The organism is Mycolicibacterium pyrenivorans, from assembly GCF_025821625.1.
GTDB classification, from domain to species: domain Bacteria; phylum Actinomycetota; class Actinomycetes; order Mycobacteriales; family Mycobacteriaceae; genus Mycobacterium; species Mycobacterium pyrenivorans.
The window spans coordinates 22,818-41,205 of record NZ_JACKSH010000125.1; the positions used below are offsets into that span (position 1 = coordinate 22,818).

Sequence of the window (18,388 nt, forward strand, 5' to 3'; positions counted from 1 at the left end):
CGGTCTCCGCGGTCCGGATGGTGGACACCGTACCCGCAACTGTCTTGTCACGTGTTTTCGCGATGTGTCCTAGTTTGCTGCAAAAACTTACTGGTCAGTAAGTCCTAGTCCCACTGGCCGAACTGCGGCTTCAGAATGTGGTTGATGTCGACGCCTATCCCGGCCACTTTGCGCTTGTCGATCTCCACCTGATGGAGATGGGCAGCGGGGTGCGCGACGCGTCCCGGCGAGCCCCAGTTGTGCTGCCAGTAATACGACCCGAGGCCATCCTGAAGTGCCCACTCGATGGTCTTGGAGTTCGCGTACACGCCGACCCGCTGCCGCCCGAGGACCCGCTCCCAGCCGCGCAGATACGGCGCTACCTGGCGCTTGTACTGCTCGAACGTCGGGTCGTCGTCGATGGAGGTGTAGATGGGCGCGCCGACGGGGCCACCCGCGGCGGTGTGCAATTGCCAGCCGCGCTGCGCGTGCTGGATTCCTGCGGGCTCGCCGGCCAACCAGTCAGCGGTGTCCTGCTTGCCGTACTGATAGCAGGAGACGATCTTGCACCCACCCTGGTAGAGATCGCGCGCCTCGGCCAGCTGGATCGGCTTGCCCAGCATCCATGCGCCGCCGGGGCGCCGGTCCGAAACGTACCGGATGGCCCCGATCGCGCCCGCGGCGCGGAGGTCGACGGCGTTGATCACGCCGGCGGCGTAGTCGAGCAGGATTCCCAGTGGTGCGGCGGTCGCCGTGGGCCTGCCGACTGCCGACGACAACGCGCCCATGCCGAAGACCGCGGGCGTGGCTGCGGCGGCATATTTGAGCACATCGCGCCGGGACATCGACACGAGCCACAGGGTACGACAGCTACATCACTTTTAACGCCAACGCCACTGGTCACATCTGTATCAAAAATTCCCCCAGCACGGGTCTCACGGGTCCTCGTGCGGCTCCCATTCGCCGCTCAGCAGGATCCCGGCGGTGTACTCGGATGCCGAGGCCACCATGAAACGACGGGTGGCCTGATCGAAGCGGGCAGCCATCGCCTTCTCCCCGAGCACCCGGTAGTCCTGGACGACCTGGCGGAGCTCGTCCATCTCCTCGGGCTTGGGGAGGTAGTTGGTGCCCACCCGCGCCCGGTACAACTCGGTCAGGCTCGTCACGAACGCCTTCGCCAGGTCGTCGAGCGAGGCGTCGGCGGCCTCGACGAACCTCAGCAGTGCCCGCACGTACAGCAGGCGATCCGGTGACCGGGTGAGGATGTCGCCGGCGGTTCCGTCGACCATCACCACCTTCCCCCCGACGATCTCGGCCATCCCGTACGAGACGAGCTTGCGGGCCTCCTCGGAGTCGGCGGTCAGGGTGAGCGGCTCCCCGTCGCTCTCCGAGTCGGTGCGCGGTCCCAGCACAGCCCGCTGCAGTCCCAGGATGTCGGCCAGGTCCGTCCCCTGGCGCATGCTCGTGAAGAAGTCCGCGATGTGTGTCGAGGTGAAGCCTCGACGCAGCAGCTCACTGATGGTGTTGAGCTGCGACAGGTGGTAGTCGTCGTACAGCGCGGACCGGCCGACCCTTCGCGGCGGGTCGAGCAGGCCTCGCTCCCGGTAGGCCCGGATGTTGCGGGCACTGACTTTGGACACCCGCGCCAGGTCCTGCAGCCGGTACTCAGCCACGGCGACGCGCTCCCCCATCCCTCGGGAGGGGGACCGGTGCGCGTGCGCGAGAGCACATGCACCCACTGTAATCCCGCAGGCAACCGCGTGAGCGAAGCAAAGGTCCCCAACCCATGAAGCCGATAGTAGGTGCATTCGTGCGTCACCATCTGCACGAATACTGCGGCACCGATGACCTACCCGACGGGGCAGTGCAGTCTCAGCCAACTTCGGCCGGATCTCGCGACATCTTCGCCGGCCCGCGCCGGTTGGCGTCGGCACCCGGCTGTGCGGGAGTATGGATTGCCGGCCCTGAAACTGCAGGACATTAAGACAAAGTGGGAGAGGTACCGCGTGCGTCCGTGGATCGTCTGGGCGACCGGGCTTCTCGCCTACATCGTGGCAGTTCTGGACCGGACCACGTTGGGCGTCTCGGGCCTCGCCGCCGCGGACCGTTTCAGCGCGGGCCCGACCCTGCTGTCGACGTTCGTCGTGCTCCAGGTCGTGGTGTACGCAAGCGCCCAGGTGCCCGCCGGGCTGCTGCTCGACCGGTTCGGGTCCAAGGCGCTGATCGTGGCGGGAGCCGGACTGATGGCCTCGGGTCAGCTCGTGCTGGCACTCACCGAATCCCTGCCTGCGGCCATCGGCGCACGCGCCGTCGTCGGCCTCGGGGACGCCGTGACGTTCATCTCGGTGCTGCGACTCGTTCCCCACTGGTTCGCCCCGCACCGGGTTCCCCTGGTGACGCAGCTGACGGGGATCTGCGGACAGCTGGGCCAGGTGCTGTCGGCGGTGCCGTTCCTCGCCGTGCTCTCCGCCTCCGGGTGGTCGATCGCCTACGCATCGGTGTCGGCGCTGGGGGTGGTGGCGATCCTGCTGACGCTGCTCGTCGTCAAGAACACCCCGAACGGCGGCGTGGTCGCGGTCGAGACGATGTCGGTGCGGGAGACACTGACCAGTGTCAAAACGGTCTGGCTACGCCCAGGAACGCGGCTGGGTTTCTTCACCCACATGGGCACCCAGTTCTCGGTGACCGTGTTCGCGCTGATGTGGGGTGTGCCCTACTGACGGTGGCCCAGGGCGTGTCGTCGGCAGTGGCCGGAACACTGCTCACCGTGTCGGTGGTCGCCGCGATCTCCGCGGGGGTGTTGATCGGCATCGTCACGGGGCGCCACCCCCATCGACGCTCCCGCCTGGTTCTGGCCATCATCGCGAGCAACGCGCTGGTGTGGACGGTGGTGCTGGCGCTGCCCGGCAGGGCGCCGCTGTGGCTGCTCGTGATCCTCGTCGTGGTGATCTCGGTCGGCGGCCCGGGGTCGATGGTCGGCTTCGACTTCGCGCGGACCTTCAACCCCAGCGCCACGCTGGGCACCGCGCAGGGCATGGTCAACATGGGCGGGTTCATCGCATCACTGCTGCTCATGCAGGCGATGGGGATGATCCTGGAAGCCGCCGGAGGGATCACGTTCGAGTCCTTCCGGTTGGCGTGGACGCTTCAGTACGCCGTCTGGACGTTGGCCGTCATCGGCATCCTGATCACCCGGCGCAAGGCCCGCACACTGCTGAAACTGGAGAACGACCGAATACTGCTCGAGGGCGCGGGACCGCTCGAACGCTAAGCCTCACTTCCGGTTCTCGCCACCGCCCGCGCCGCATGGCGGTGACCCCGCAGTTCGTAACCCACCACCGACACCACGGGAGCCAGCGTCACGACCAGCAGACAGGTGGCCATCGAGATGCCGTTGGCGGCCAGCAGCACGGCCAGACCGAGCACCGCGGCGACACCGGCGAGCAGCAGTACGTGCAACACGGGGGAGTTGTGCGTCATGACCGCGTAGAGCGCGTAGACCATCACGATGTACACGCCGACCGGAATGACGACGGAGAGCACCGTGGCGACCGACCCCAACTCGGTGTGGTGCTCGATGTAGTACGCCGCCGCGTGCAGTCCGGCGCCCGTGGCCACGATCGAGGCGTACACCAGGATGTGCAGATACCCGAACCAGAACGATCGCTCGCGGCGGGCGTGCAGGATGTCGGCTTGCGGGAGAACGAAATACGTCCACCACATGCCGAAGGTGAGGCCCGTGCCCGCGACGCCGACGAACACGGCCTCGACGGACCATCCCTGCTCCCCCACCACCGCCGACAGCGAGGCGACGGTGCCGACCACACCCTCACCGAGGGCGATGATCGTGAACAGCCCGTATCGCTCCACGATGTGATGGGCATGCCACGGGGTGCCGCCCTGCCGGGTCTCCGCGATCAACGGCCCCAACATCTCGACGAGCACCAGTGTGAGCACGATCGCCGCGGTGACGAGAACCGATGTGTGGACGAATATCGCCGCGACCCAGCCGATTTGGGCGACGGTGATCCACAGCGCGTAGGTCAGGCAGGCCCTGCGCCGCGGCGGGTCCTGCCTCGCGGCGCGCAACCACTGAGCGACCATCGCGGTCCGCATCACCACATACCCCGCGACGACAACCCTGTTGTCGACGTGGCCGCCGTGTTCGATCGATGAGTACAGCTGCGGAAGCCCGAGCGCCAGCACGATCACGCCGACCATCTGCAGCATGGTCGTCAGGCGGTAGATCCAGTCGTCGGTGTCGTAGGCCGAGGCGAACCAGCTGAAGTTGATCCACGCCCAGCAGACGGCGAACATCGCGAAGGCGAACGCCGCCAAGCCGGCGGCCACGTGAGCGCCGGCGAGCGCATGCGCGACCTGTGAGGCCGAGATGCCGAACGCCACGACGAACGTCAGATCGAACAGCAGTTCCAGTGGCGTCGCCGCCCGATTCGACTCATGCGGATCCCGTCCGGCCATCCGCCGGAACCGGTGTGCCTGGCTGACAGGCCCTTGCGCTCCTTCGGTCACCGACCGTCCCCTTTCATGCCGGTCGTCGACGCTACCGCTGACACCCGCCGCGATACTGTTCGTCCATGGGCATGGCGGTCGGTGTGGTGTTGGCCGCCGGTCTGGGCACCCGGGTGGGCGCCGACGGGAACAAGGCCTACCTGCCGCTGTCCGGACGCAGCATGCTGATCTGGTCGCTGCAGACGCTCTCGCAGCACCCGGATGTCGCACGCACCGTTCTGGTGTTCCGCCGCGGCGAGTTCGCGCTTGCCCGCGACAGCGTGCAGCGTGAACTTCCAGCCGCACAGGTGGAAATGGTCGAGGGCGGTGCGACCAGACACGCCTCTGAGGCCAACGTGCTGGGGTATCTGGCCACCGACATCGAATCCGGGGCAGTCGACGTGGTCGCCATCCATGACGCGGCCCGCCCGCTCGCGGGACCCGAGATGTTCGGCAGCGCGATCGCGATCGCACGCGAGTGCGGCGGTGCGTTGCCCGCCCTTCCCATCGCGGGCGTTGCCCGGGTCGGTGCGACGGGCCTGGAATCCCTTGCCGATCAGGGGCCACTGGTCAGAGTGCAGACACCGCAGGCGTTCCGCGCCCGTGAGTTGTTGCAGGCCTACCGCAGCGCCGACCGCGACGGGTTCGAGGGCACCGACACATCGTCGTGCATCGAGCGGTACGCCGCTGTGCAGGTGCGTACCTTCCCCGGAGATGCCGCCAACCTCAAGGTCACCTACGGGCGGGATGTCGCTGTCGCGCAACGTCTTCTCAATCAGCGATCAGGTCCTGCCGCCCCTCGATGATGGCGGCCAGATAGTCGGTGTCGCGCGGCAACTCGACGCTCAACGCAGCGTCGTCCCCGTCGATCACGGTCACCTCTGTTCCCGTCGACAGCGCCGCCTCGAGTTCGTCGAACGGCGCCGAATCGCTCTGTGCCACCAGCAACGCCAAGGCGTCGGCGGTGAAGCCGCGGGGATACTGCACGGTGCGGAGCTGCGAGCGGTCCAGAGTCGCCGTCACCACCCCTTCCGCGGAGACCGACTTGACGCTGTCGGTGACGGGGCGGGCTGGCATGACCGCGACCGCACCGTCGCGCAACGTCGCCACAATTCGGTCGAGAACATCGGCCCCGACCAGCGGCCATTCGATGTCGTGCAGCACGACGTGCGGGCGGCCTGCGAGCTCTCGCAACCCCGCCGCGACGCACTGGGCCCGCTCTCCGGGCGACTCGGCGACCGCGATCCGCACGGCGGAGAACTCCTGGCCCGCGAGGGCTCGGCGCACGGGCTCGCGTAGCTGTTCGGCCACCGCGACCACGACGTCGGCGGTCTCCGTGAGGCTGCGGACGACCCTTTCCAGCGGTGACAGGCCGGCCACGGCGGCGAGCACCGCCGCAGGGCGCTCGGCGAACCGGGCGGGCACCGGAACGATCGCCGCCACACTCACGGCGCTGAGGTTATACCGCTACACCGGATCGAACGACTCGATGAGCCAGGCGCCGTCGACCTTCGTCAGACCCACCTTGACGCTGCTCGCCGCGAACGCCCCGTCGGGATTCTCCTTGCTCGTGGTCGTCTGGTTGATGAACACCAGCACCTCGGCGGAATCGGGCTCGATGTCCGACACCGCGGCCCGGACGACCGACGCCGTGGTCTTGACGGATTTCTCCTTGGCCGCCGGCGTGACGATCTGCTCGGTGAATTGCGTGTAATACGAGAGGAAATCACCGGTCAACCGCGCCTTGGCGGCTGTGAAGTCCTGGTCGAGAGACTCGGGCGAATAAGACAGCAGGGCGATGGTCCCGCTGGTGGCGGCGTCGAGCGCGACCTTCGACGCAGCGGCATCGGTCTGCTGGTCGGGCCGGTACTGACTGACGTAGAGCCAGCCCGCCAGTCCCGCGGACGCGAGCAGTGCGGCAGCCAGCGCGACCGCGCCCACGAGCGCGCGGCCGCCGCGCCGCGAGCGGCGGGTGCCGGCGGACTCGATGTCGGTCGAGGTCTCGGGCTCCACACCGGTCGGCTGCGCAGCGTCCGGCTCTTCGCCGACGGTGTCGTCGGCCCCGTCGGCGGCCGTCACCTCGTCGGGTTCGGTGTTCTTGCCATCAGCGCTCACGGGACGAACTCCACTTTCGACATCTTGATCTGGTCGCCCTCCCGCTGAAGGTCCACGCTGAGCCGCCACGTACGTGGTTCCTGATTGGCCCCTGCGGAGTTGGTGACTCGAGAGGATGCGGCGACCAGCACGACGGCCTTGTCGTCCGACATCGATTCGACGGCCACGGAGTTGACCGTGACCTCGGTGATGACCTTGGACTCCTGAGCCACCTGGACGAAGTCGGTCGCCTGCTGCTCGAAGTCGGTCTTGAACTGCCCGGTCGCGTTGTCGATGATGCGCTGGACGCCCTCTTCTGCCTTGTTGAAGTCCAGGGACATCAAGGTCACGACACTCTGCCGACCCGCGGCGGTGTACTCGGCGTTCTGCTGCTGCAGTTTCTGCGCCTCACGGTGGGTCCAGGCCATGTATCCACTCACGGCCAGAAGCGCCACCGTGCACAGGACCGCCACCGCGGCGGCGAGCGCCTTCCAGCCCGGCCGGGGAAGCCTGCGCCAACGAGACCTGGCGGGTTCGGTCCCACCTTCATCGTCGGCGGTCGTGTCCTCGTCGGCCTCGTCGATCCCCGCGTCGTCCAGTTCGACCAGTTCTGGGGCTTCGGCCGGCGGCTCGGCGACGGCCGCTTCGCCGTCGGTGGCTTCCGGTTCGACCTCGACGTTCGGTTTGTCGGACACCTGCTTCTCGGAGACGGCGGCGTCTTCGGCTTCTCGACGAAGTCGCAGCGCGCGCGCTCGTGCGCGAGCCGCAGCAGCCATCGCCTCGGCCTCGGCGGCCTCCGCTTCGGCCTCCTCGGCGAGCGCGCGGGCCTGCTGCGGATCCGCCGCATGCTCGGCGCCCTGCGGCGGTTGCTCGACGCGGTCGGCGTCGATCACCGAGTCACGGCGCCTGAAAGACGGCACACCGACCTCCTTGCATTGTCACGCGCCAGTGCGCATGTGCGCATGTGCGTTACTGAGAATGGCATTCTTCTTTTTTGAGTATTGACGCGACGATACCCGTCGCCGCGCAGCCCGAGCAAAGGGCGCTGCGGAAATGCTATTTACACGCTGTGGGATTGCTCAGCGGTGATTGTGTTGCAGCTTGTCCTTCATCACCTTGCCGGTGGCGTTCAACGGCAACTCGTCGAGGAACTCTACATACCGCGGCACCTTGAAACCGGCCATTCGGTCGCGACTCCATGCGATCAGTTCCTCGGCGGTCAGCGAGCCGTCCAATCCGTGCCCCGGGGTCTCGGCGACGACGAACGCCTTGCCGACCTGGCCCAGCCGTTCGTCGGCCACCCCGATGACCGCGGCCTGCGCCACCTGCGGGTGCTCTAGGAGGAAGCCTTCGATCTCGGCGGGATAGGCGTTGAACCCCCCGACGATGAACATGTCCTTCTTGCGGCCGACGATCCGCAGCCTGCCTGCCGAATCGAGCGTGCCCAGATCACCGGTGTGCAACCAGCCGTCGGGGTCGATCGCCTCGGCGGTCGCGGCGGGGTCGTCCAGATAGCCCTGCATCACGGTGTAGCCACGCACCAGCACCTCGCCGTCCTCGGCGATGCGCATCTCCACGCCGTCACAGGCCACGCCGGCAGTGGTGGCGATGTCGGTGAACGAGTCCCCCGGCCGCGACAAGGTCACCGTGCCCGCCTCGGTGAGCCCGTAGCCCGTGGCCAGCGTCTGGAACGGAAGCTCCTCGTGTACTCGCCGCACGAGCTCGACCGGGATGTCGGCCGCGCCCGTGACACCGGCACGGAGCGTGGCAAGCTTCGCCTTGTCGTCCACACCCAGCAGGGAGTGATACAGCGTCGGCGGCCCGGGCAGCATCGTGACTCGTTCTGCCGCAATGAGTTCCACGACGCGATCGACGTCGAACACAGGCACCGGCAGCATCGTCGCGCCCCGGATGAACGACGCGATCAGGCCCGCTTTGTATCCGAACGTGTGGAAGAACGGGTTGACCATCAGATAGCGGTCACCCTGACGAAGGTCCGCCAGGTCGCACCACTCTTCGTACAGGCGAAGGTTCTGACGATGGTTCATCATCACGCCCTTGGGCCGACCGGTGGTGCCTGAGGTGAAGATGATGTCGGAGATGTCGCCGCCGTCGACCGGTCGAATGAACGGCCCGCCGCCGGCCAGGAAATCGGACTTCACGTCGATCACCGGGACCCCTTCGGGGGCGGTGTATTCGACCCCGAGGAAGCCCTGCTGCACCAACACCGCCTTGGCCCCGCTGCGGCTGATGATGTCGGCCGCCTCGTCGGTCTTGAACCGGGTGTTGACGGGCACCAGCACACCGCCTGCGGTGATCAAGCCGAACGCGGCGATGATCCACTCGGCGCTGTTGGGCGCCCAGAGTGCGGCGCGCTCCCCCTTCGCGATGCCGAGGTCAGCGAATGCCCCTGCGGCGCAGTGAATTCGCTCGACCAACTCACTGAAGGACAGGCGCAGCGGGCCGTCGACGACCGCTTCCGCGTCGCCGAACCGGTCCGCCGCGCTCGACACCATCTCCGGGATGGTGTCCCAGCGGGCCTGGTACGTCACGTAGTGACGAGGCGACCCAGGTTGCCGCCCATGATCTTCGCCTGATCCTCCACCGAGAGGTGTTCGAGCGCAGTCACGTAGTGGGTCGGCTCGGCCAGACCCTCAGGATGCGGCCAGTCGGACCCGTACAGCACCTGGTCCACACCGATCAGGTTGATCAGGTCGTCGATGCCCTCCTCGTAGAAGGGGCTGACGTAGATGCGGTTCTTGATCTCCTCGATCGGGTTGCCGAGGAACGCCTCGGGCGCCTTCTTGTAGACCTCGGCCATCGAGTCCAGCAGCGGGAACATCCACTTCGACCCGGCCTCGACGATGCCGACCTTCAGCTTCGGGAAGCGGAACAGTGCGCCGTGGATGACCCAGGAGGCCACCGCGTCCTGAATCGGGCGCCACTCGTTGAGGATCGACATCGCGTTGGTCTGGAACGGCAGCATCTCCTGGGCGGCGCCGTCCCACTCGGAGGTGTAGCGGGAGTAGCCGCTGTCGCTGGAGTGCATCCCGACGAATACGTCGTGGTGCACGACGCGCTCCCAGAACGGGTCGAACTCGGGCAGCGCGAACGACCGCGGGCCGCGGAAGCCGGGCACCGGAGCCGGGCGGATCAGGATCGCGCGGGCGCCGCGCTTGACCGCCCATTCCAGCTCCTCGATCGCCTTCTCCACGATCGGCAGCGTGATGACCGGGGTGGTGAAGATGCGGTTCTGGTAGTTGAAGCCCCACACCTCGTCGAGCCACTGGTTCAGCGCGTGGATGATGACGTGGATGGCGACGGGGTCGTCGGACAGCCGCTCCTCGATCAGGCTGGCCAGCGTCGGGAACATCAAGCTCCGTTCGATGCCCAGCTCATCCATCACCTTGATGCGCGGCTCGGGCTCGAAGAACGCCGGGATGGCCTTCATCGGCTCGCCGAACAGTTCGCGCTTGCTCTTGCCGTCGGGGTTGCCGTACTTGAAGTACTCCTCCCACGCGCCCGGCTTCGCGACCACCGAGAAGGTGGGGTTGGGGATGTAGTTGCTGATCTGCCCTTCAGCGCGATCTTGGTGCGTCCGTTGACCTCGACGTACTGCACGACGTCTTTGTACTCCTTGGGGAGGTACTTGGTCATCGCCTCTGGCGGCTCGTACAGGTGGTTGTCCGCATCGAACAGCGGGAACGGGATGTCCACCCGGTGCGACAGTTGTCCCATGAAAGACTCTTTTTCCTATCGGGAGAATCGTATTCTCATTATCAGCGGGCCGCAACGACCGGGTCGCTACTCGGCGATCGCCTGGCGGACGTGTTCGCGCACCCGGTACTTCTGGACCTTGCCGCTCGCCGTCCTCGGAAAGTCCTGCCCGTCGGGGACCTGATGCAGCTGTTCCGGCCACTTCTGGGCCGCCACCCCGGACTCCCGGAAATGCGCGCGGACGTCGTCCAGCGACGGCATCGGATGGCCGTCACGGACGCGCAGCACCGCGGCGGTGCGCTCCCCCAGCCGGGCGTCCGGCGCGGCGACGACGACCGCCTCGGCGACCGCGGGCATGGCGAGCAGCACCTCCTCGACCTCGATCGCGCTGATGTTCTCGCCGCCGCGGATGATGACGTCGGCCTTGCGGTCGGTGATGGTCAGGTAACCGTCCTCGTCGACTACGCCGATGTCGCCGGTGCGGTACCAGCCCTCATCGTCGAAGGAGGCGGCGGTGAGTTCGTCGTCGGTGTAACCCAGGCACAGGTCGGGTCCGCGGCTGAAGATCTCGCCGTCGGGCCCGAGCCGAACCTCGACCCCCGGACGCGGGTCGCCGTCGGTGAACAGCCGCTTCTCTTCGGGTGCGCTCGGGCGGGATCCCGTGATCGACGGGTGCTCGGTGCTGCCGTAGGAGCGGAATACGAACATCCCCAGGTCGGTCAGCCGCCGGGTCACCGCCGCGGGAACCGTGGACCCGCCGAGGCCGACGGTCGTGAAGCGGCGGACGTGCTCGGGCCGGCAGTCGGGATGGTCCAGCAGGCTGGTGACGAAGTACGGCGGCCCACCGCCGACGGACACACCCTCGCGTTCCATGAGCTGCAGTACCTTGCCGGGATCCCAGACGTCGCACAGGTCGATGGGGGCGCCTTCGAGGACCGGTATCAGGAACGCCCCGAGCATGCCGATGAAGTGCCCGACCGGGGTCGCGGTCAGCTGACGACCCCGGTCGGGCGGGTAGTTCTCGAGCAGCTGGCGCGTCTCGAAGCTCAGCGTCTGGTGGCTGTGGATCACGCCCTTGGGATCCCGGGTGGTGCCCGAGGTGAACGCGATCAGCGCAGGCCCGGCGGGATCGGCGGCGACCGTCCCCTCGAGAGGCTCGTCGGCCAGCAGATCGTCGAACGACGGGGTGCCGACCAGGCCCACGATGGGCACGTCGGCGACGAGGTCGGGCTGGAAACGCATCCGTCCGAACTCGTCGGCGGTGATGAAGACTCGTGGCCGCGCGGTCGCCACGATGTGGGCGAGTTCCTTGCGGCCGTAGAAGTGCACGATGGGCACGATCACCGCGCCGAGGAAGGCCGACGCCCAGAACGTGACGGCGGCCTCGCGCCAGTTGGGCAGCTGGAGGGCGACGACGTCGCCGGCGCCCACGCCGCGGGCCTGCAGACCGGCGGCCAGCCGGCGAGCGTCGCGCTCCACCTCACGGAAGGTCCCGGCATATGGGCGCACCGCCGAGTGGACGTAGAAGCCGCTGTCCGGGTTGTCTTTCAGTCCGGCCGCGAGGAGCTCACCGAGGGTCTCGCGGGTCCACCAGCCCTGCCGTTCATAGAGCTCGACCAGCTCAGCAGGGATCCTTCGCATCTCCGCCGCACACCTCCCGTTACGGACGCGATGCTATTCTCCGCTGACGAGAATGCCAATACCGGACAGGGAGAATGCGCGATGGTCGACCTCGAAGTCGATGACGGTCTGGCGATCATCACCATCGACCGCCCGCACGCGCGCAACGCGATCTCGCTGGAGACGATGGACCAGCTGGACAAGGCGCTCGACGGCGCCGAAGGCGCCGCGGCACTGGTCCTCACCGGTGGCGGCGACCGGGCCTTCGTCTCGGGCGGCGACCTCAAGGAGCTGGCCGCGCTGCGCACCGAGGAGCAGGCCTCCGCGATGGCCTTCCGGATGAGGTCCATCTGCGACCGCATCGCCGGTTTCCCCGCGCCCACGGTCGCCGCGCTCAACGGCCACGCCCTCGGTGGCGGCGCCGAGTTCGCGGTGGCCGCGGACATCCGGATCGCCGCCGACGACATCAAGATCGGCTTCAACCAGGTCGCGCTAGCGATCATGCCGGCCTGGGGCGGCGCCGAACGCCTCGTCGAGTTGGTCGGCTACGGCAGGGCGCTGTTGCTCGCGGGCAGCGGCCGCATCCTCACCGCGGCGGAGGCCGAGCGCATCGGGTTGATCGACCAGGTGATCCTGCGGGCCTCCTTCGCCGAGCAGTGGCGCCTCCTCGCGCGCTCCCTGGCCACCACACCCGCCGGTCAGGTCAAGCGCGTGATGCGCGGCGTGCCGACCACCGAAGCCGTGGCGGCGTTCGCCCGGCTGTGGGCGTCCGACGAGCACTGGGCCGCCGCCGACAAGGTGATGAAAAAGGCCACCTGAGGCATCCCGAGCCTTCGATTCTCTCTAGACGAGAACGTCATTTCCGATTATGGTCAACGCGTGTCGACCACGCAGCGGGCGCTCGCGCCCGAAATCTCCACATGGCCCAGTGACGATCCGCAGCTCATCGGCAGCACATGCGCGCACTGCGGCGCCACCACGTTCCCGGTACAGCAGCGCTGCCCGAAGTGCAGTCGCGGCGAGATGTCGGAAACCTTGCTTCCGCGCCGCGGAACCCTCGTCGCCTGGACCACACAGGGCTTTCCGCCGGGGCCGCCGTACAAGGGGCCTACCGGAAAGGACTTCGTGCCGTTCGGCGTCGGCCTCGTGCAACTCGGTGACGGTGACGATGCGGTCATCCGCGTCGAGGGCCGCCTCACCGAGAACGATCCCGCCAAGCTCGAATTCGGCCAGCACGTCGAGCTGACGATGATCCCGTTCGCCAAGGACGAGGACGGCACCGAGATCGTCACCTTCGCCTTCCAGCCAGTCGCCAACTAGGGGAATCACTTTCATGAGCACAGCCGCCAATGAGGTCGCGATCATCGGCGTCGGCCTGCACCCGTTCGGCCGGTTCGACAAGACCGCCATGGAGATGGGCGCCGAGGCCATCGATCTCGCGCTCGCCGACGCCGGCGTCGAATGGAAGGACATTCAGTTCGGCTTCGGCGGCAGCTACGAGGTCTCCAACCCCGACGCCGTCACCCGCCTGGTCGGCCTGACCGGCATCACGTTCACCAACGTCTTCAACGCGTGCGCCACCTCCGCGTCGGCGATCCAGCAGACGGCCGACACAATCCGGCTGGGCAAGTACGACATAGGTATCGCGATCGGGATGGACAAGCACCCGCGCGGCGCGTTCACCGACGACCCCGCCAAACTCGCCCTGCCGCAGTGGTACGCCGAGAACGGCCAGTTCGTCACCACGAAGTTCTTCGGCATGAAGGCCAACCATTACATCCACAAGCACGGCATCTCCCCCGAGACCCTGGCCCGCGTGGCGAACAAGAACTTCCGCAACGGTGCGCTGAACCCGAACGCGTTCCGGCGCAAGGAGATCCCGGTCGAGGAGATCCTCAACTCGACCGTGCTCAACTATCCGCTGACCCAGTACATGTTCTGTGCGCCCGACGAGGGCGCTGCGGCGGTGATCATGTGCCGGGGCGACCTCGCCCACAAGTTCACCGACACGCCGGTGTTCGTGCGCGCCACCGAGATTCGCACCCGCACCTACGGCGCCTACGAGGTGCATGCGACGTCCGCACCGCTCGACGAGGATCCCTCGCCGACGGTGTTCGCCGCCAAGGCCGCCTACGAGGCCGCGGGCATCGGACCCGAAGACGTCGACATCGCCCAGCTGCAGGACACCGATGCGGGCGCGGAGGTCATCCACATGGCCGAGACCGGGCTGTGCGCCGACGGCGAGCAGGAGAAACTGCTGGCCGACGGGGCGACCGAGATTCACGGCACCATGCCCGTCAACACCGACGGCGGCCTGATCGCCAACGGCGAGCCCATCGGCGCCTCGGGACTCCGCCAGGTCCACGAGTTGGTGCGGCAGTTGCGCGGCCAGGCCGGTGATCGGCAGGTGCCGGGCTCACCCCGCGTGGGGCTCGCCCAGGTGTACGGGGCTCCGGGCACAGCCTCGGCGACGATCCTGTCGCTGTAGCCCGGCGCTCTTCAGGTGTGGCGGACGTTCGGCGACCGTGAGTTGCCTACCCGGACGCCACCGCCGGGGGATGGACCGGTTTTGGGATCTACCGCGGCGGATCGTCCGGGACGAACTCGGGCAGCGGGTCACCCTCGAGGCGGCGCAGCCAGCGCTCGCAGAACTCGAACGTCTCGGCATGACCGGTGTTCATGCCGAGCGCACGCTCCATCACCATGGCCTGCGACACGCTCGTCGCGAAGACGGTCCACACCACCGGCGGCACATCGGAGGCGTCGATGCCATGCCGCCGCAGTGCGTCGGCGATGGCCTTGTTCTGCTCCTGGCGGAAACGCTCGGCGTAGAACGCGATCTCGGCCCGCAGCGCTTTCCGGTGGTTGGCCAGGCCCATGAACTCCATCGTCAACCTGGTGGCCTCGGGGGCCGTGCTGAACCGCCACAACGCCCACAACGGCTGCGGCGACTGCAGCGCGGTGCTCAGCACCGTCAGGCCCTCCTCGGCCCTGCGGTGGAACACGGCGAGAAACAGATCCTCCATGGTGCGGAAGTAGTAGTGCACCAACTGGGGTTTGAGCCCGGCCCGGTCTGCGACACGGCGCGACGTCACCGCGGCGTACCCCTCCTCGATCAGCAACTGCTCCGCGGCATCGAGAAGCACGACGCGATTCTTCGCGTCCGGCGCCCCGATCCGTCGCGGCGATGCCATGCTGACCCTCACTCCTCCACACGCGCCGTTCCCCAGGGTGACACCACCCGGACACGCCACGCGCACGCGGGCTGCGTTGCCCGTGGGCGTGTCGCCGGTGATCTTGACCCTAACTCTTGCACCATGCTAAGCAGGTGCTCAGCATTTATGAAATTCCATGAAGCACGTACTGCTTCTTCGACACCACTCCGCCAGCCCGGGAGGCCTTGGACATGAGCGACTTCGACACGATCGATTACTTCACCGATCCCTCCCTCGTGCCCGACCCGCACCCGTACTTCGACCACCTGCGCAGCAAGTGCCCGGTGGTCCGGGAGCCGAACTACGGGGTGCTGGCGGTCACCGGCTACGAGGAAGCCGCCACCGTGCTCAAGGACGCCGACACGTTCTCGTCGTGTATCGCGGTGGCCGGGCCGTTTCCGCCGCTGCCGTTCACGCCCGAGGGCGACGACATCACCGACCAGATCACCGTGCACCGGCCTCAGATGCCGATGTTCGAGCACATGGTCACGATGGATCCGCCCGACCACACCAACGCCCGCTCGCTGCTGAACCGGCTGCTGACGCCGAGCCGGCTCAAGGAGAACGAGGACTTCATGTGGCGGCTGGCCGACGAGGTGCTCGACGACATCTTCAGCAGGGAGCCCGCAGGCCGGTGCGAGTTTCTCAGCGCGTACGCAAAACCGTTCTCGCTGTTGGTGATCGCCGACATGCTCGGGGTGCCGGAGGCCGACCACGAGGAATTCCGCACCGTCCTCGGCGCGCCGCGGCCCGGCGCCAACGTCGGCTCGCTCGACCACAGCGACCTGGTGGGCGCCAACCCGCTGGAGTGGCTCGACGAGAAGTTCATCGGATACCTGGAGGACCGCCGCAAGGAGCCCCGCGACGACGTGCTCACCGCGCTGGCGACCGCGAAGTATCCGGACGGCTCGACACCGCCGGTGATCGAGGTGGTCCGCTCCGCGACCTTCCTGTTCGCCGCCGGGCAGGAGACCACCACCAAGCTGCTCACGGCGTCGCTGCGGGTGCTCGGTGATCACCCCGACGTCCAGGAGCGGCTGCGCCGCGACCGCAGCCGCATCCCGGTGTTCATCGAGGAGGCGCTGCGGATGGACGCCCCGGTCAAGAGTCAGTTCCGGCTGGCCAAGAAGAACACCAGGGTCGGCGACCTCGACGTGCCCGCGGGCACCACGATGATGGTGTGCCCGGGTGCCGTCAATCGCGATCCCAACCGATTCGAGCATCCGCACGAGTTCGATCTCGACCGCAAGAACGTCCGCGAGCACATCGCTTTCGGCCGCGGCGTGCACTCGTGCCCGGGCGGGCCGCTGGCCCGCGTCGAAGGCCGGGTGTCGATCGAGCGGATCCTCGACCGCATGTCCGACATCGCGATCGACGAGGAACTGCACGGGCCGCCGCATGCCCGCCGCTACACGTACGAGCCGACGTTCATCCTGCGTGGCCTCACCGAGCTGCACATCACGTTCACGCCGGTCTACTGAGCGTGGAACGAATCTGGCCCGGCAGACAGCCCCACGTCCTAGGATCTCAGCATGCGGATATCCAAGGCTCTTGGTGTCACTCATGGCTTGACACTCGGCTTGCTGGTATCGAGCATGATCTTCGTCAGCACACCAGCTCGCGCTCAACCTATCCTGCACCATGTGCGATACACCGTCGGTGCGAGCGAAGATATCGCCAATGCCGAGATCTACTATCGCAATGTCGATCCGCCCAACTGGGCTGAATACAGTCACGATCCCTATCTGTACAGCCCGAACGCGGAAGCGAACCTAGGGCCTAATAAGGCATGGGTATTTGAAACGATGCTCGCAGATCCCGATGCCTGGGCGATGGTGGTGGTGGGTCTGCCTGACCCCTCGGTCCCGCCCTTGTCGACACCAGGCTTCGTTTGTGAATTGCGCGTCGACGACAAGGTGGTGGCCACCGATTCAGGCAGCAAGGGAGCCTTGTGCTCAATCCGAAATTGGTAGGTGAAGCGGTTCGAGCCGGGCTGCTGTCGACCGCGGGATGACCCACCTCTTGAGTTCGTAGAAGCTCAGAGACTGCGTTCGTCGCAACTGTTGATCGGACAGACTCGATCTGAGCAAGGGGGTGGGACTTGGTGTCAGAGATCCCCGCGCTCCCAGTAGGATCGACCGTCCTTGCTCACACACGTCAGGAAGAGACCGTCGGGCGCCTGCGCTACTTCGCCACTGAGGCCCGGACAAAGGTCCCCCTGGTTTTTTACGCCGTGCATTTCGGGTGAACGGAACCACCTTGGCTCATACCGCCTCGGCGAGCCACAGAAGACGAGGCGTCCCCACGACGTAACACCAAAGACGTAATACGTGGTGTTCTCGCAGTAGGATCCCAACACAACGTTCGGTTTAATGCCGGGTGTGCAGTTGGGGTAGTGGCACTCGGCCCCAGGTGTCGGCACAGGCGGCTGAGCCGAAGCAGGGACAGAAGTCACGATTGCGCAGCCAACAGTAGAGGCGACGCAAAGAAGCACTGCGGCTGAAGATCGCACACGAATATCTTTGCATGTGCGGCAATGGGAATTCGGGTTTTCGGCCAGTCCTCCGGTTCTTCAGATTAGGCTGGGCGCATGTCCACGCGCGTCGCCGGTTGCATCGGTATGGTCATCGTCGCCTTCGTCGGAAGTTTGGGGCTAAGCCCGTCGGCGCGCGCCTCGAATTTCGGTGTCGAACTGAACGGCGTCTATCGCGTCTTCTCCGACGGCGAGTGGGCCAAGAAGAACGAGGTCTTCTTCGATCAAGCAAGCGTCATCGAAACATGGACCGTTACAACGGATTGCGTGAGCCCAATCGAGTGTAGCGGCGAAGTAAAGAGCGATTTGGGATGGACCGGAACCGCCCGGCTTGGGTATTTCTGGTACGTTGAACACACGATCCCGAAGTGGATACCGTGTTCAGACGGCACTTTCGCCGACGGGGTGCAGCAGTTCATCATCTGGGGGGTCAACCCGGATACCGGAGAACGGATGATCAAAGACTTCACTCATTTCGCGGCGCGTAACGTCACGAAAGGCCCGAGTGGAGCCTGTGGCGTCAGCAATCCGGTCGTCATCGAACTCCCGGCTCGCATAGATAAGATCTCGTAAACTCTCGGGCCTTGCCCCCATGTAGTGGACACGGGATTTGTGGTTATGCGGCTTAGCCTGGATTCACCGATGAGGTAGGGATGGGAGGCGGGTTGTAACAGCGAAATGCCCTGTCGTGGTGAAAGAATGAGATTTCTCGAGGATCACA

17 protein-coding genes and 2 pseudogenes are annotated in these 18,388 nt (G+C 66.6%); 8 read left to right on the plus strand and 11 right to left on the minus strand.

Annotation, left to right across the window (positions count from 1 at the left end; all coding sequences use genetic code 11):
- Window positions 1–104 precede the first annotated feature (104 nt).
- Both H7I57_RS16025 and H7I57_RS16030 read right to left on the minus strand, forming a co-directional pair.
- Window positions 105–830 (minus strand): DUF1906 domain-containing protein, encoded by a 726-nt coding sequence (locus tag H7I57_RS16025; protein ID WP_264024603.1) that lies wholly within the window; start codon window positions 828–830, stop codon window positions 105–107.
- Between the two features lie 84 nt (window positions 831–914).
- Window positions 915–1,652, minus strand: coding sequence for a MerR family transcriptional regulator (locus H7I57_RS16030; protein ID WP_264024605.1), 738 nt, complete (start codon window positions 1,650–1,652; stop codon window positions 915–917).
- A 333-nt stretch (window positions 1,653–1,985) separates the two neighbouring features.
- On the opposite strand from H7I57_RS16030, the pseudogene H7I57_RS16035 reads away from it, so the two are divergent.
- Window positions 1,986–3,250, plus strand: a pseudogene (locus H7I57_RS16035) (MFS transporter).
- On the opposite strand, the gene H7I57_RS16040 reads toward H7I57_RS16035, so the two are convergent.
- Entirely contained in the window at window positions 3,247–4,458 is a 1,212-nt protein-coding gene (locus H7I57_RS16040; protein WP_264024621.1) for a low temperature requirement protein A, read from the minus strand. The pseudogene H7I57_RS16035 and the gene H7I57_RS16040 overlap by 4 nt on opposite strands.
- 116 nt (window positions 4,459–4,574) lie before the next feature.
- On the opposite strand from H7I57_RS16040, the gene H7I57_RS16045 reads away from it, so the two are divergent.
- Window positions 4,575–5,294, plus strand: coding sequence for an IspD/TarI family cytidylyltransferase (locus tag H7I57_RS16045; RefSeq protein ID WP_264024606.1), 720 nt, complete (start codon window positions 4,575–4,577; stop codon window positions 5,292–5,294).
- Here the strand turns inward: H7I57_RS16045 and H7I57_RS16050 are convergent.
- The 6 genes and pseudogenes from H7I57_RS16050 to H7I57_RS16075 form a co-directional block, all read right to left on the minus strand.
- Window positions 5,260–5,937: an IspD/TarI family cytidylyltransferase gene (locus H7I57_RS16050; protein ID WP_264024607.1), complete on the minus strand. Its 678-nt coding sequence runs from the start codon at window positions 5,935–5,937 to the stop codon at window positions 5,260–5,262. The genes H7I57_RS16045 and H7I57_RS16050 overlap by 35 nt on opposite strands.
- Before the next feature lie 18 nt (window positions 5,938–5,955).
- Window positions 5,956–6,603 carry a hypothetical protein gene (locus H7I57_RS16055; protein ID WP_264024608.1) on the minus strand — a complete coding sequence of 216 codons (648 nt, stop codon included), beginning with the start codon at window positions 6,601–6,603 and terminating at the stop codon, window positions 5,956–5,958.
- Complete coding sequence (locus H7I57_RS16060) at window positions 6,600–7,502, minus strand: Rv1363c family protein (RefSeq protein ID WP_264024609.1); 903 nt, start codon at window positions 7,500–7,502, stop codon at window positions 6,600–6,602. The genes H7I57_RS16055 and H7I57_RS16060 overlap by 4 nt, the downstream gene beginning before the upstream one ends.
- A 159-nt stretch (window positions 7,503–7,661) precedes the next feature.
- On the minus strand, window positions 7,662–9,098 hold the full coding sequence (locus H7I57_RS16065) for a FadD3 family acyl-CoA ligase (protein ID WP_264024623.1): 1,437 nt from the start codon (window positions 9,096–9,098) through the stop codon (window positions 7,662–7,664).
- A 32-nt stretch (window positions 9,099–9,130) separates the two neighbouring features.
- Window positions 9,131–10,320: pseudogene (locus tag H7I57_RS16070) on the minus strand (amidohydrolase family protein).
- 66 nt (window positions 10,321–10,386) lie between these two features.
- Window positions 10,387–11,940 (minus strand): AMP-binding protein, encoded by a 1,554-nt coding sequence (locus H7I57_RS16075; RefSeq protein ID WP_264024610.1) that lies wholly within the window; start codon window positions 11,938–11,940, stop codon window positions 10,387–10,389.
- Between the two features lie 81 nt (window positions 11,941–12,021).
- On the opposite strand from H7I57_RS16075, the gene H7I57_RS16080 reads away from it, so the two are divergent.
- From H7I57_RS16080 to H7I57_RS16090, 3 genes are read left to right on the plus strand one after another with little or no spacing between them, the layout of a single operon-like run.
- Entirely contained in the window at window positions 12,022–12,738 is a 717-nt protein-coding gene (locus H7I57_RS16080) for an enoyl-CoA hydratase/isomerase family protein (protein ID WP_264024612.1), read from the plus strand.
- A 60-nt stretch (window positions 12,739–12,798) separates the two neighbouring features.
- Window positions 12,799–13,239, plus strand: a complete 441-nt coding sequence (locus H7I57_RS16085) for a Zn-ribbon domain-containing OB-fold protein (protein ID WP_264024614.1) — start codon at window positions 12,799–12,801, stop codon at window positions 13,237–13,239.
- A 13-nt stretch (window positions 13,240–13,252) separates the two neighbouring features.
- A complete protein-coding gene (locus tag H7I57_RS16090; RefSeq protein ID WP_264024615.1) occupies window positions 13,253–14,407 on the plus strand; it encodes a thiolase family protein in 1,155 nt (384 codons plus the stop codon).
- 88 nt (window positions 14,408–14,495) lie between these two features.
- Here H7I57_RS16090 and H7I57_RS16095 read toward each other — a convergent pair whose 3' ends face one another.
- Entirely contained in the window at window positions 14,496–15,113 is a 618-nt protein-coding gene (locus H7I57_RS16095) for a TetR/AcrR family transcriptional regulator (RefSeq protein WP_264024616.1), read from the minus strand.
- 212 nt (window positions 15,114–15,325) lie between these two features.
- Here H7I57_RS16095 and H7I57_RS16100 point away from each other — a divergent pair, with 212 nt between their 5' ends.
- Window positions 15,326–16,615, plus strand: coding sequence for a cytochrome P450 (locus H7I57_RS16100; RefSeq protein ID WP_264024617.1), 1,290 nt, complete (start codon window positions 15,326–15,328; stop codon window positions 16,613–16,615).
- A 114-nt stretch (window positions 16,616–16,729) separates the two neighbouring features.
- On the plus strand, window positions 16,730–17,107 hold the full coding sequence (locus tag H7I57_RS16105) for an Rv2576c family protein (protein ID WP_264024624.1): 378 nt from the start codon (window positions 16,730–16,732) through the stop codon (window positions 17,105–17,107).
- Between the two features lie 134 nt (window positions 17,108–17,241).
- Here the strand turns inward: H7I57_RS16105 and H7I57_RS16110 are convergent, their stop codons facing one another.
- Complete coding sequence (locus H7I57_RS16110; protein ID WP_372510241.1) at window positions 17,242–17,592, minus strand: hypothetical protein; 351 nt, start codon at window positions 17,590–17,592, stop codon at window positions 17,242–17,244.
- Between the two features lie 132 nt (window positions 17,593–17,724).
- Here H7I57_RS16110 and H7I57_RS16115 point away from each other — a divergent pair, with 132 nt between their 5' ends.
- Entirely contained in the window at window positions 17,725–18,240 is a 516-nt protein-coding gene (locus tag H7I57_RS16115; protein ID WP_264024620.1) for an Rv2253/PknI dimerization domain-containing protein, read from the plus strand.
- The last annotated feature ends 148 nt before the right edge of the window (window positions 18,241–18,388 follow it).

Coding starts and splice junctions, on each gene's coding strand:
- H7I57_RS16045 (WP_264024606.1), top strand. CDS start 4,575: ATGGGCATGGCGGTCGGTGTGGTGTTGGCCGCCGGTCTGGGCACCCGG.
- H7I57_RS16115 (WP_264024620.1), top strand. CDS start 17,725: ATGTCCACGCGCGTCGCCGGTTGCATCGGTATGGTCATCGTCGCCTTC.
- H7I57_RS16080 (WP_264024612.1), top strand. CDS start 12,022: ATGGTCGACCTCGAAGTCGATGACGGTCTGGCGATCATCACCATCGAC.
- H7I57_RS16090 (WP_264024615.1), top strand. CDS start 13,253: ATGAGCACAGCCGCCAATGAGGTCGCGATCATCGGCGTCGGCCTGCAC.
- H7I57_RS16065 (WP_264024623.1), bottom strand. CDS start 9,098: ATGGTGTCGAGCGCGGCGGACCGGTTCGGCGACGCGGAAGCGGTCGTC.
- H7I57_RS16095 (WP_264024616.1), bottom strand. CDS start 15,113: ATGGCATCGCCGCGACGGATCGGGGCGCCGGACGCGAAGAATCGCGTC.
- H7I57_RS16040 (WP_264024621.1), bottom strand. CDS start 4,458: ATGGCCGGACGGGATCCGCATGAGTCGAATCGGGCGGCGACGCCACTG.
- H7I57_RS16100 (WP_264024617.1), top strand. CDS start 15,326: ATGAGCGACTTCGACACGATCGATTACTTCACCGATCCCTCCCTCGTG.
- H7I57_RS16105 (WP_264024624.1), top strand. CDS start 16,730: ATGATCTTCGTCAGCACACCAGCTCGCGCTCAACCTATCCTGCACCAT.
- H7I57_RS16075 (WP_264024610.1), bottom strand. CDS start 11,940: ATGCGAAGGATCCCTGCTGAGCTGGTCGAGCTCTATGAACGGCAGGGC.